Annotated in this window: 12 protein-coding genes and 3 pseudogenes; 13 read left to right on the forward strand and 2 right to left on the reverse strand. The window is 39.7% G+C overall.

Going from position 1 to position 13,324, the window contains the following annotated elements; all coding sequences use genetic code 11:
- Positions 1–31 precede the first annotated feature (31 nt).
- The 10 genes and pseudogenes from AEX56_RS07275 to AEX56_RS07325 all read left to right on the forward strand — a co-directional run bounded on the left by AEX56_RS07275 (position 32) and on the right by AEX56_RS07325 (position 8,624).
- Positions 32–766 (forward strand): Stp1/IreP family PP2C-type Ser/Thr phosphatase, encoded by a 735-nt coding sequence (locus tag AEX56_RS07275; protein ID WP_049618524.1) that lies wholly within the window; start codon positions 32–34, stop codon positions 764–766.
- A 2-nt stretch (positions 767–768) separates the two neighbouring features.
- A pseudogene (pknB, locus tag AEX56_RS07285) lies at positions 769–2,591 on the forward strand (Stk1 family PASTA domain-containing Ser/Thr kinase).
- Positions 2,554–2,778, forward strand: a complete 225-nt coding sequence (locus tag AEX56_RS09400; RefSeq protein WP_330218257.1) for a PASTA domain-containing protein — start codon at positions 2,554–2,556, stop codon at positions 2,776–2,778. Before pknB ends, AEX56_RS09400 begins: the two are co-directional and overlap by 38 nt.
- Before the next feature lie 423 nt (positions 2,779–3,201).
- On the forward strand, positions 3,202–3,894 hold the full coding sequence (liaF, locus tag AEX56_RS07295; RefSeq protein ID WP_049618526.1) for a cell wall-active antibiotics response protein LiaF: 693 nt from the start codon (positions 3,202–3,204) through the stop codon (positions 3,892–3,894).
- A complete protein-coding gene (locus tag AEX56_RS07300) occupies positions 3,894–4,910 on the forward strand; it encodes a sensor histidine kinase (protein WP_049618563.1) in 1,017 nt (338 codons plus the stop codon). Before liaF ends, AEX56_RS07300 begins: the two co-directional genes overlap by 1 nt.
- Positions 4,882–5,526, forward strand: coding sequence for a response regulator transcription factor (locus AEX56_RS07305; protein ID WP_082326204.1), 645 nt, complete (start codon positions 4,882–4,884; stop codon positions 5,524–5,526). The genes AEX56_RS07300 and AEX56_RS07305 overlap by 29 nt, the downstream gene beginning before the upstream one ends.
- Positions 5,527–5,579: 53 nt before the next feature.
- On the forward strand, positions 5,580–6,980 hold the full coding sequence (locus tag AEX56_RS09405) for a bifunctional Cof-type HAD-IIB family hydrolase/peptidylprolyl isomerase (protein ID WP_049618528.1): 1,401 nt from the start codon (positions 5,580–5,582) through the stop codon (positions 6,978–6,980).
- Between the two features lie 5 nt (positions 6,981–6,985).
- Complete coding sequence (locus AEX56_RS07315; protein WP_049618529.1) at positions 6,986–7,354, forward strand: S1 RNA-binding domain-containing protein; 369 nt, start codon at positions 6,986–6,988, stop codon at positions 7,352–7,354.
- A 121-nt stretch (positions 7,355–7,475) separates the two neighbouring features.
- Positions 7,476–8,036 (forward strand): hypothetical protein, encoded by a 561-nt coding sequence (locus tag AEX56_RS07320; protein WP_049618530.1) that lies wholly within the window; start codon positions 7,476–7,478, stop codon positions 8,034–8,036.
- 42 nt (positions 8,037–8,078) lie between these two features.
- The gene (locus AEX56_RS07325; protein ID WP_049618531.1) at positions 8,079–8,624 is read left to right on the forward strand and encodes a hypothetical protein; all 546 of its coding nucleotides are present in this window, start codon (positions 8,079–8,081) and stop codon (positions 8,622–8,624) included.
- Positions 8,625–8,674: 50 nt separating this feature from the next.
- Here AEX56_RS07325 and cysK read toward each other — a convergent pair.
- Positions 8,675–9,596: pseudogene (cysK, locus tag AEX56_RS07330) on the reverse strand (cysteine synthase A).
- A gap of 259 nt (positions 9,597–9,855) precedes the next feature.
- Entirely contained in the window at positions 9,856–10,488 is a 633-nt protein-coding gene (locus AEX56_RS07340; RefSeq protein ID WP_049618533.1) for a YigZ family protein, read from the reverse strand.
- 57 nt (positions 10,489–10,545) lie between these two features.
- Between AEX56_RS07340 and AEX56_RS07345 the strand changes: the two genes are divergently transcribed.
- The 3 genes and pseudogenes from AEX56_RS07345 (at position 10,546) to hpf (ending at position 13,108) form a co-directional block, all read left to right on the forward strand.
- Positions 10,546–11,865, forward strand: a complete 1,320-nt coding sequence (locus tag AEX56_RS07345) for a DEAD/DEAH box helicase (RefSeq protein WP_173554786.1) — start codon at positions 10,546–10,548, stop codon at positions 11,863–11,865.
- A pseudogene (locus AEX56_RS09555) lies at positions 11,828–12,488 on the forward strand (ComF family protein). Before AEX56_RS07345 ends, AEX56_RS09555 begins: the two are co-directional and overlap by 38 nt.
- A gap of 77 nt (positions 12,489–12,565) precedes the next feature.
- Positions 12,566–13,108, forward strand: coding sequence for a ribosome hibernation-promoting factor, HPF/YfiA family (hpf, locus tag AEX56_RS07355; protein WP_049618535.1), 543 nt, complete (start codon positions 12,566–12,568; stop codon positions 13,106–13,108).
- Positions 13,109–13,324: the final 216 nt, after the last annotated feature.

Below are 13,324 nucleotides of genomic sequence, written 5' to 3' on the forward strand. Positions count from 1 at the left end.
AGGAAGCTGATTGTTCAGCTGAATAAAACATATGGAAATTGCACTTTTAACAGATGGTGGACAAAGACGCTCTAACAACCAAGATTATGTCAATCGCTATACTAACCGTGCGGGGATTGATTTGATTATCTTGGCAGACGGAATGGGTGGGCATCGCGCAGGTCACATCGCTAGTGAAATGACAGCGACAGATCTTGGTGTAGCTTGGGTGGACACTCAGCTTAGTACACTGAATGGTGTTCGCGAATGGTTTGTGGATGTCATTGAAAAAGAAAATCGAAAAATCTATGAATTGGGACAGACAGAGGATTACAAAGGTATGGGAACAACGCTTGAAGCTGTTGTTGTCATTGATCATCAAATGATTCATGCCCATGTGGGGGACTCTCGTGTCGGCATTATCCGTGGTGAAGAATATATCCAATTAACACATGATCACTCACTCGTCGGTGCTCTTGTGCGTGCAGGTCAATTGACCGAGGAGGAGGCTAGTCGCCATCCTCAGAAAAATATCATCACCCAATCCATTGGTCAGCAAGAGCCCGTTGAGCCAGATATTGCTCTGAAAAATCTGGAAGTGGGCGATTATGTCCTCGTCAACAGTGATGGATTGACAAACATGGTTACGATTGAAGATATTTGTGATATCGTAACAAGTGATGTCACCCTCAAACAAAAAGCTGAAACGCTTATTCGTTTTGCCAACAACGCAGGTGGAACAGATAACATTACCGTAGCTCTTCTTCACATGCTCGGGGAGGAATAAGCATGATTCAAATCGGAAAGATATTTGCGGGGAGATACCGTGTTGTTCGTCAAATCGGACGCGGTGGTATGGCGGATGTCTATTTGGCTAGGGATCTGATTTTGGATGGACAAGAAGTTGCCGTTAAAGTGCTTCGAACCAATTATCAGACGGATCAGGTAGCTATCCAGCGTTTCCAGAAGAAGATGGTCAACAATATCTAGCTATGGAATATATTGATGGGCTTGATTTAAAACGCTACATCAAAGAAAATGGGCCCTTATCAAATGATGAGGCAGTCCGTTTGATGGGAGAAATCCTCTTAGCTATGCGGATGGCCCATACTCGTGGCATTGTCCATAGAGATTTGAAACCTCAAAATGTCATTTTGACCAAAAAAGGGGTTGCTAAGGTAACGGATTTCGGGATTGCAGTTGCCTTTGCGGAAACCAGTCTGACCCAGACCAATTCCATGTTGGGATCAGTGCATTATTTATCTCCTGAGCAGGCTCGTGGCTCTAAAGCAACTGTCCAGAGTGATATTTATTCCATGGGGATTATTCTGTTTGAAATGTTGACGGGACGAATTCCCTATGATGGCGACAGTGCAGTAACCATCGCGCTCCAGCATTTCCAACAGCCATTGCCATCTGTCAGAGATGAAAATCCGCGCGTCCCACAGGCATTAGAAAATGTAGTGTTACGTGCGACTGCTAAAAAGTTGGCTGATCGCTACAAAACAGTTGCCGAAATGTATACAGATTTGGCCTCGGCATTGTCACAGGATCGTCGCCATGAAAGAAAAGTGCAATTCGCCGAGACAAAATCAGATAGCAAAACGTTACCTAAATTGTCACAGATAACAACAGAGGGCAAAATAATTGCAGCTGTGACTAAAAAACCACAGGATAAGAAAACTGCGGATAACAAATCAGTGTCTAAGCCACTCAAGGCAAAACGCAAGATGCGCACGAGATACAAAGTCTTAATCGCAGCAGTCTTATTGTTGATGGGTGCCTTTGCGACAGTTCTTCTGAGCACACCAGCAACTATTCCTGTTCCAGATGTTGTGGGAGAGACTCTGGTCGTTGCTCAAGAAAAAATTGAAACTTCTGGTTTGAAAGTAGGAGAGGTTACAGAAGAAGCCTCGTCTGAAGTCAAAGAAGGTACAGTTTTGCGTACAGACCCAGCTGCCAATACCTCTAAGCGAGAAGGTAGTAAAATTAATATCGTCATTGCTGTAGCAGAAGCGGTAGTGGTTCCTGACGTTTCAGGTATGACTCAAGAAGAAGCTGAAACCGAATTGACTACTTTAGGGTTCGAAATCGGTGAAGTAAAAACTGAAAAATCCAGCTCTGTAGCAGAGGGGTTGGTCATTCGTACCGATCCAAAAGGAAACAGCTCTAAAGTTAAAGGAAGCAAAGTTAACATTTATGTTTCTTCTGGAGTGGAAATGGTCACCGTTCCAGATGTAGCAGGATTGTCACAATCTGCAGCAGAATCCAATTTGAAAAATGCTGGCTTCCAAGTGACCATTACCGAGCAGTCAAGCGATACAATGGAAAAAGGAGTGGCAATTGGTACAGATCCAGCTGCCAACACTTCCCAACCCAAAAATAGTAAGATTTCTCTTATTATTTCAAATGGTATTGCTACAGAAGTAGTTCCTGTTGTGACTGGTTTGACGGAAAATCAAGCCCGGTCTGCAATTGAAAAAGCAGGTTTTACGGTAGGAGAGATTACCAAAGATTATAGTTCAACAGTCCGAGCAGGTTCTGTCATCAGTAGCGATCCTGCTGCAGATGATTATGCCAGATTTTGGTTCTCAACAAGTAACCTATGCTGAGGCTAGACGACAATTACAGGCATTGGGAGTATCTGTGTCTTCAATTGAAAAAGTTCAAGATCAGAATACACAGACAGCCCAAGCTGACCTTGTTGTAGGACAATATCCTGTAGCCGGTCAAGTGATTGATGGAACTGTTACATTATATGTTTCCGTTGCGACGAAAAACGGTGCAAATGGACAATAAAGTGATGAAAAAAGAGGGATTTCTTCCCTCTTTTTTCCATGATTTCTGTAAATTTGTTACAATAGGTATAAACAATTCAGATCATAATCATAGTTTTTCTTATTTCCAATTTAGGGAGTCTTCTAGATTTTTGGAATGATCTTGTATCTGATGAGTGGTAAGAAATTTTTAAACATTGAATTCATTGAAAAAAAGCTCTTAACGCGTCACTTAGGTAAATTCGATGACGGCATTTACTACGGTTTGGCTAAATGAAATGATTGTCAACTCTAGTGGGTTGAATTCGAGGCAAATTAGAGATATAGGTGCTCGCCTGTACCTACTTTTAGGGACAAATGTCCTTGTAGCTCTAAACTTGTCCTCAGTTTCCTATTTTTATAGGGAATTCTTCAGGCTCTCATATCTCAAGGAAAGGAAATCAGAATGAGAAAAGTACAGTTTTTTATTTTACTAGAATCTTTGATATTTACCATGGCGCTTTTTGATATTCTGGCAAGCGAAGCAGCTCGAGGAATGTTGCTTTTTGCACTGATTTTATTGGTCGTTCGCTATCTACTGAAAAGTCAGGGCATCGATTTTTTTCTGGTCAGTGCAGCCGTTCTCTTCTTAGTTTTTGTACTCAATCCTTATTTTATCTTAGGTGTCTTTCTTGCGGTTGCTTACATATTGATTAACTCTTTTGCTCGTTATGAAAAGCGTAATCAATACACTCATATTTTTCTGGATGACACGATCTTAGAAGCTAAGCGGCAAAAGAGTAAGTGGTTCGGGGACCAAACTCATAGTAAGGACCATTACGGGTTTGAAGATATCAATGTCATTCGTCTTTTTGGCAATGATGTCATTGATCTGGATGAAGCAATTATGGTTGGTAAAGATAATGTTGTCATTATCCGAAAACTTTTTGGTCGGACCAAAATTATTGTTCCCATTGATGTGGAGGTTAGTCTGTCTGCTTCCAGTCTGTATGGTCAGGTGCAATTTTTAGGCTTATCATCATGGGATTTACGTAATGAAAGTTTTGCCATTGAAAGTCCCCAGTACAAAGATTCTCATAAGCGAGTCAAAGTTGTCATCAATTGCTTCTTCGGTGATGCGGAGGTGGTTCGCGTATGATGAGAAAAGGTACGATTTTCCTACTGATTTGGTATGCGACACTCATTGTCTTAATTGTGCTTGCGGCAGTTTTCCCCTTGCTCAACCAATCGCTATGGGATATTTCGCTGTGGACGACGACGGAAGAACTCATTTTTACACTGATTTTGCTGATTTTATCATTAGCATTTTTCCTCTTTATTGTGGTACAATCAGCTGCATTGGCAGCCACACAATTGACACGTCAAAAAATTCGGGCTATTTTACAAAATAAAAGTCTTCGTTCGTGGTCTGATGAAGATCAGCTGTTGCTGCAATTATCGGATAAAGTGCGCAATCTGACTCAGAAAGTGCAAATGATTGATAACAAGGATTTGGTCGAGCAAGAAGAAATTGTAGAAGCTGAGCGCAAACGAATTGCCCGAGATTTGCATGATACAGTCAGCCAAGAGCTCTTTGCAACCAGTATGATCCTATCTGGGCTAGCTGCAAACGTGTCTCAGGTTCCAGAAGAAACACTAACTCAACAACTCGTTCTTGTCAAAGAAATGATTGAAACAGCTCAGCGAGATTTGCGCATTTTACATTTGCATCTTCGCCCGAGTGAACTGGATGGCAAAAATCTGGTAGAAGGATTTGATATCATTCTCAAAGAAGTCAGCGATAAAAGTAATATGACAGTTCATTTTCACAATGATATTCAAGAATTGCCTAAACTGATGGAGGAGCACCTCTTTCGGATTGGTCAAGAAATCATCAGCAATACGCTCCGCCATGCCCATGCCAAACAGTTGGAAGTTTATTTGGTTCAAAATGAGTCGGAACTCCAACTAAAAATGGTTGATGATGGTGTTGGCTTTGTTTTGGGAGAAGATGAAGAAGTCAGCTATGGATTGCAAAACATTCAGGAACGAGTGGAAGACATGGCAGGGACCTTAAAAATTCGAACAGCACCGAATAAGGGAGTCGCCATTGATATCCGAATCCCTCTATTGAAAGGAAAAGATGATGACGAAAATACGTGTAATGTTGATTGATGACCACGAGATGGTTCGTTTAGGTTTAAAAAGTTTCTTGAATTTACAAGCTAATATTGAAGTCGTGGCAGAAGCGCGTGATGGGCAAGAAGGTCTAGAGAGGGTTTTAGACATTAAACCAGACGTTATTGTCATGGATTTGGTGATGCCAAAGATGACGGGTGTTGAGGCAACGCTAGCTATTTTAGAAGAATGGCCTGACGCTAAGATTGTCATTTTGACTTCCTATCTGGATAATGAGAAAATCTATCCTGTTTTAAATGCTGGTGCACGTGGTTATATGTTAAAAACATCCAGTGCAGAAGAAATTTTAGGTGCCATTCGAAAAGTAGCTCGTGGGGAATTGGCAATTGAGATGGAAGTGGAGAAAAAGGTAGAGCACAATCGTACCCATCCTGCTCTCCATGATGATTTGACGGTGCGTGAACGAGAAATTTTAGCACTTTTGGCAAAAGGATATGATAATCAACGCATCGCAGATGAATCCTTCATTTCTCTGAAAACAGTCAAGACTCATGTGTCCAATATCCTTTCAAAATTAGCTGTTAGTGATCGTACGCAGGCTGTTGTCTATGCCTTCCGACATGGTTTAGTAGAGCAGGATGACCAAGCGTGAAGGTATCAGAAAAAGATGGTATAATGTAAGAAAATGGAGTGAAAAGGTACCAAATGGACGCAAAATTAAAATATAGAGCCAAAAAAATAAAGATCGTCTTTTTTGATATTGATGATACCTTGCGGATAAAGGATACTGGCTACATGCCAGGCTCCTTGCAGCATGTGTTTCAATCTTTGCGCAAAAAAGGGATTTTAACCGGGATTGCCTCAGGACGTGCTATTTATGGAGTTGTTCCCGAGATTCGAACGCTAAATCCAGACATCTTTGCTATGATTAACGGTAGTTTTGTTGGGGATCGAAAAGGAAATGTTATTCATCACAAACCCATTCCCAAGGAATTGGTAGAAAAATATGTGGCTTGGAGCAAGCGTGACGGTTTTGATTATGGGCTCATGGGTAGTCATAAAGCAGTTCTATCAAAACGTGATCCTCGTATCAACGCGACGATTGATATTGTCTATGACAACTTAGAAGTAGATCCTGACTTTTATCAAGACAATGATATTTATCAAATGTGGACATTTGAACCAGAAGGTGTAGACTTAGTCTTGCCAGAAGAGCTCAACAAGGAATTGCGTAGTGTGCGTTGGGATTTTATGTCTTCTGATATCATTTTGAAAGAGGCGTCAAAGGCCGCGGGCGTTGCACAAGCTGTGGAACATCTGGGACTAAAACCTGAAAATGTCTTAGTTTTCGGTGATGGTCTCAATGATTTAGAATTGTTTGATTACGCAGGAATCAGTATAGCAATGGGCATTTTCCATCCGGAAGTACAAGCAAAAGCAGATTATATTACTAAAAAAGTAGAAGAAGACGGCATTTTAGATGCCTTAGAAAAATTAGGACTGGTAGAACCAATGAGAGAATATCCACAAACAAATATTGCAGCAGCAGAAGGTCCAATCGCGACCATTAAAACCAACCATGGAGACATGAAAATCAAATTTTTCCCAAATCATGCTCCTAAAACAGTAGCAAACTTTGTAGCTCTTTCAAAAGATGGCTATTATGATGGCATTATCTTCCACCGCATTATCAAAGACTTCATGATTCAAGGTGGTGACCCAACAGGGACTGGTATGGGCGGGGAATCTATCTACGGCACGAGTTTTGAAGATGAATTTTCAATGGAATTGTTCAATGTGCGTGGTGCACTGTCCATGGCAAATGCTGGTCCAAATACCAATGGAAGTCAATTTTTCATCGTTCAAAATACCAACTTCCCATACTCCGCTAAAGAATTGGAACGTGGCGGATGGCCTGAAGAGATTGCTGCGCTCTATGCAGAAAATGGCGGCACACCTCACCTTGACCAAAAACATACTGTATTCGGTCACTTGATGGATGAAGAATCTTATAAGGTTTTGGACACTATTGCAGCTGTTGAAACTGGAGCCATGGACAAACCAAAAGAAGATGTTGTCATCCAAACCATTGAAGTTGAGGACTAAGACCCATGAAAATTGGAGATAAGATACAGGGAACCATTACAGGAATCCAATCTTATGGCGCCTTTGTCGAATTGCAAGATGGAACGACAGGTCTCATTCATATCTCTGAGATTAAGACGGGCTATGTGGACAATATCTATCAAACCTTAAAAGTGGGACAAATGGTACAAGTTCAGGTAGTAGATGTGGATGAATTTAGCCAAAAGGCAAGTTTATCTATGCGAACCTTAGAGGAAGAAAGTCACAAACTTCCCCGACGTCATCGCTTTACCAACGATCGTCATAAAATTGGATTTGAACCCTTTAAAAAAGCTCTTCCAAAATGGATAGAGGAAGCAAAAAGAGAATTAACGAAAAAAGAGAGTGAGAGCTAATCACTCTCTTTTATTTTCAGCAAACAAATTATTTAAAAATAACTAATTAGTGATATAAAATGGATTCATACTTAATTAATTGTTGTTCGTGGAACGACATCATAAAAAAGGAGAAGAAACAATGAAACCTACTTATGTTATTTCACCTAAAAATGCTGGTCTTGATCTTTTTGCAGGAGTAATGACCGCAAAAGCTCTTTATGAAAACTTTGGTCATCCCTATGAAGTTGCTTCTGTAACGGAAGCAGATGCTCAAACTCAATTCGCCTTTGAGCGCTTTGGATTTGAACTACCTCAAGTTATTGAAACGTTAGCTGATAAAACAGATAACGCAACCTATATTGGTTCCTTGAATCCAGAAGATTACACAAATGATATGGATCAAATTCAAATGTTCGCCGCATTTAGCAATCAAACAATCTCAGGTTTGATTGCTCCTGCAGTTCATGTCAACGTTCATCCTTACAAGACAACGAGTGCCGTCATCTTCGACCTCTATCATAATTTCCGTCATTTTGAGGTTTCTAGTCAATTAGCTGGACTATTGCTTGCGGCCTATATCGTAGAAACCAATAATTTTGAGGGAGAACTCGGATTTGAAGATCAGTCATTTGTGACCTACTTAAAATCAAAAATTGACTTTGACTTGGACAAATTTGCAAAAAAATTACTGTCTAAATAAGTTACTTCCTGTAAATGCTAGAAAAAGAAAAGGAGAAAGATAATGACACCGCTTTATGTATTTGGACCTAAACACGCTACACTTGATCAGTATGCTGCATCTCTCGTATTTGCTGAATTTTTGAAAGAATTTGGCGCAAATGCGCATGCTATCTCATTAACAGAGCCCAGTGAGTACATCCAAGCAGTTTTGAAAAAATTTGACTTGGATCCTCTACCTGTTAAACCTGAAATTGGTCAAGAGGAAGGAAGAGCAGCCTTAATTGGACACACAGATAGTCAAGGCTTGCCTATCAATACTATTCTATTGAATCAAGAAGTTCAGAATTTAACTGTTGAAAATCCAATTCATTTTTTGAATGTTCCTTATGATAGTTTTGGATCAGAACTGTTGGATCTTTATCAAGGACGCAATTTTACCTTATCAAAAAATTTGGGATCTTTATTACTTGCTGGAGCCATTGATGCTACTGAAAACTACACAACGGCTGTCGGCGGTTATTACGATAAACTTTACTCAGAAAATCTTGCCAAAGCTGCCGGTTTAGATATTGACACCTTAGCCAAAGAACTAGAGGCACTCAAATAAGAATGAAAAAGCCTCGGATAGAATCCGAAGGCTTTTTGTATGTCAACTCTTTATTCAAATTCATAGAGAGCTGTAGATAAGTAGCGCTCCCCATTATCAGGAAGAATAGCCAAAACTCTTTTACCTACTCCTAATTCCTTTGCCTTTTCAATAGCTGCATGGATAGCTGCTCCAGAAGAAATTCCCACTAGAAAACCTTCTTGTCCACCAACAGCTCGTCCTGTTGCAATTGCATCATCTGAATTTACTCGGATAATCCCATCGTAGGCTTGGATATCAAGCGTTTCTGGAATGAAACCAGCTGAAATTCCTTGAATTTTATGTGGACCAGGTTCTTCCCCAGAAAGGACAGTGGATTCATCCGCTTTTACAGCAAAAATTTGAACAGCAGGATTGACTTTTTTCAAGGCATGAGAAACACCTGAAACTGTTCCGCCTGTTCCCACGCCAGAAATAAAGGCGTCCAAACCAGTTGGACCAAAAGCCTCAATGATTTCAGCACCGGTTGTAGTTTCGTGAATAGCAGGATTAGCTGGGTTGTTAAACTAGCGGCACCCAACCATTTTTTTCCTTGGCAATTTCTTGTGCTTTGACAATAGCGCCTTTCATGCCTTCGCTACCAGGCATTAAAACTAATTCAGCACCATATGCTTGAATGATTTTGCGGCGTTCAATAGACATGGTTTCTGGCATAACGATAATAACCTTGTAGCCTTTTGCAGCGCCGACCCAAGCTAACCCAATTCCTGTATTGCCAGATGTTGGTTCTACGATAGTATCACCAGGATGAAAGTTTCCTTCTTTTTCAGCAGCCTCAATCATGGCAAGAGCAATACGATCCTTAACAGAGGAGCCTGGATTAAAGGCTTCCAGTTTAACATAAACATCCGCAGCGCCTTCTGGTACAATGCGATTTAATTTAACAATGGGTGTTTTCCCGACTAATTCTGTAACGGAATTATAAATTGTCATAAGATACCTCCTAACTTCTTGAACTTTATTATACGCGCCACGTGTGCTTTTGTAAAATATAAAAGAGTTTGAAGTACGAAGTCTTGAAATGCAAGGTAACTCGACTCTCTAATACCTTGCCAAATCAACTTTTCCTGCTCTAAGCGAAGAGAGTGAAAAGATTTGGGGATATGCCTTCTTGGATTGAACGTCAAAAAATAAGAAAGTGGGGCTTAAATCGCACTTCTTCAAAGGAATTGACTTTGTACTACTCTTGATTTCAAGAAATAGGAACTTCAACAACCCGTTTTCCGCGGTCCTCTAAGTGGATTTTTCCATAGAAATATTCAATCAGCTGATCTTTTATAGCCTCTTTTTCTTCCAAATCCACGAAAAGTGTCGTTACCACATCTTCTAAAAAAGTCGTGTTGTATTCCGTTTGGTTATTGTCAGTACACCATTTGCCAAAATCTTGGTATTGACTGTAAGACATTTTGAGCAAAATACCTTCTTGTTCTTTAACTTGAACGCTCCCAATTGCTTTTATACCCTCTGCGACAGCACCGGCATATGAACGTATGAGACCACCTGCACCCAGTTTAATGCCACCAAAATAGCGTGTGACTACTACTACTAAATTGGTCAGTTCATGGTTTTCCAAAACGGTTAACATGGGGATACCAGCAGTACCAGAAGGTTCTCCATCATCTGATGAACGCTTGATTTCAGAGTTTTCTCCCACTATAAAGGCAGAGCAATTGTGGGTTGCTTCGTAATGTTCTTTTTTTATAGACTGGATAAATTCTCTAGCCTCTTCTTCGGATTGAACTCGTTTAATAGAACAAATAAACCGCGATTTTTTTATTTTGATTTCAGTTTGTCCATCTGTTTTGATTGTTTTATAGGCTTTCATACTTCAAATTGTACACATTTTTAAGATGACTTTCAAGCAACTTTTACGAATAAATAAGTGATGATCAATTTAGAAGATTTATATGGACGATGGTTTACCAAACACCAATTAACAGCAGAGGAACGTGCTCTAGCTCAAGAGCTTTCACCACAACAAGACAGGTGTCATAGATGTGCAACGCCTTATCAGGAAGAATATAAGTTGCCAAACGATGCCTATTACTGTAGAGAGTGCATTTTACTAGGGAGAATTAGAAGTGATGAACCCCTTTATTATTTTCCGCAACAAGATTTTCCCAAGCAAGACGTTCTTAAGTGGAAAGGACAGTTGACCCCCTATCAAACCGAAATTTCTGAGGGACTTTATCAACAGATACAAAATAACCAAGCGACGTTGGTACATGCAGTAACAGGTGCAGGTAAGACAGAAATGATGTATCAAGCAGTAGCTCAAATTATTGAAAATGGCGGAGCTGTTTGTCTAGCCAGTCCTCGAATTGATGTCTGTATAGAATTGTACAAACGGCTTCAGAAGGAATTTTCGTGTCCTATATCTCTCCTTCATGGAGAATCAAAACCTTATTTTCGAACTCCCTTAGCGATTGCAACGACGCATCAACTCTTGAAATTTTATCATGCTTTTGATTTATTGTTAATTGATGAAGTGGACGCATTTCCCTATGTGGATAATCCAATGTTATACCACGCCGTGGAAAATGCATTGAAACCAGAAGGAGTTCCCATCTTTTTGACAGCGACTTCCACAGATGAATTAGACAAAATGGTTGGCAAGGGTCGGTTAGTCAAACTCCAGCTTCTAAGGCGTTTTCATGGGAATCCTCTTATTGTACCCAAAAAGATTTGGATGCAGTCCTTCCAGGCATCATTGGCGAAAAATACCTTGCCGACGATTTGTTTAGAAAGCATTCGAAAACAACGAATCAGCCAATTTCCTCTCCTCGTTTTTGCACCACAAATCAAAACGGGACAGCAAATAAAAAGGATTTTAGAGCAATTCTTTCCCGATGAAACAATCGGATTGGTATCTAGTCAGACAGAGGAACGACTTGAAATGGTTGAAAAATTTCGTCAAGGAGAAATAAAGATTTCGGTTGCGACGACTATTCTAGAGGGTGGTGTGACCTTTCCATGTGTGGATGTGTTTGTCTTTGAAGCCCATCATAGACTATATAATTCGTCTTCTTTAGTGCAAATTTCTGGACGAGTGGGGCGCAGTATGGATCGACCAACAGGAAATTTATTCTTCTTTATAGAAGAAACAAATCACGCTATCGAAAAATCCATCCAAGAGATTAAAGATATGAATAAGGAGGCGGGTTATGCCAAGGTGCATCTTATGCCTAGAGGAAGTCGATGAAAAACAACCATTTTCAACTATTTTATTGCTAAAGAAAGAACTATCACAAGTCTGTTTAACCTGTCAAAACTCCTTTCAAAAAATCAGTGAGAACCACTGTTTATCCTGTTTTAAAGAAGGGATGGCTAAAAATGTTCAGATTGTCAGCAGTGGGAACAGAACAAACAAGAAGTCTCTCATGAAAGCATCTATGTGTACACAGACCATATGGCTGATTATTTTAGTCGCTACAAAATCCAAGGTGATTATCTGCTGCGAAAAGTATTTGCTCGTCCACTAAAATCATATTTAAAGAAATACAGTGATTATACGATTGTTCCAATTCCTATCAGTCAACAACGTTTGGAAGAAAGAGGATTTAACCAAGTGACAGGATTATTAGAAGCGGCAATGATTCCTTATCAGAATCTACTTGAGAAAAATCATGTTGACAAACAATCAGAAAAAAATAGGAGAGACCGGCTTAAACTTCAACAACCTTTCCGATTAAAAAAATTAAAGTACCAGAAAAAATTTTATTAGTAGATGATATCTATACTTCAGGTGCCACTTTACAGTTAGCAAAAGAGTTGCTAATGAAAAATAGTGCGAAAAAAATCAAAACTTTTTCATTGAGTAGATAAGAAAACGCTTGCAAAATAATTCTCGTATGGTATAATGATAATGAACAAAGGCGAAAGCCAAGAAAGAGGTACTCACTATGATTAAATTTAGTATTCGCGGGGAAAACCTTGAAGTAACAGATGCCCTCCGTTCTTATGTAGAAGAAAAAATTGCTAAAATTGAAAAATATTTCAATGAAGACCAAGAATTAAATGCCAAGGTAAACTTGAAAGTCTATCGTGAAAAGACTGCTAAAGTAGAAGTAACGATTCCAGTAGGCTCTGTAACACTTCGTGCAGAAGATGTTTCACAAGATATGTATGGCTCTATTGATTTGGTAGCAGATAAAATTGAGCGTCAAATCCGTAAAAACAAAACAAAAATTTCTAAAAAACATCGTGAAAAAGTTCCAACGGGTCAATTATTTGCTGAAGAAGGAGAAGAAGTAGAAACTCCAGAAGTAAAAGTTGTGCGTACCAAACAAGTGGATGCTAAGCCGATGGATATTGAGGAAGCGAAGCTTCAATTAGAATTGTTGGGACACGGTTTCTTTATCTATGTTGACGCAGCAGATCATACAACCAATGTTCTTTACAAACGTGAAGACGGAGATTTAGGACTTTTGGAAGTTCGTTCATAAGCATACTAAAAGGAGGGGAGACCTCCTTTTTTAATATTAGTAATGAATATTTAGTGCATGAGATCAAGGTTTTTAGTGATTAAATCGCACATGTACAAAATTTTTTAAAAAAAGGGGGAGAAAAAGTATTGACAGGGAGGCGAGTGTCTGATATACTAATGAAGTTGCCTCGGGAGAGGTGATGGGAACTGAAAAGAAAGACACGATTTCAAAAAA

Origin of the sequence: Streptococcus sp. X13SY08 (assembly GCF_001182825.2) — a bacterium.
Lineage (GTDB): Bacteria > Bacillota > Bacilli > Lactobacillales > Streptococcaceae > Streptococcus.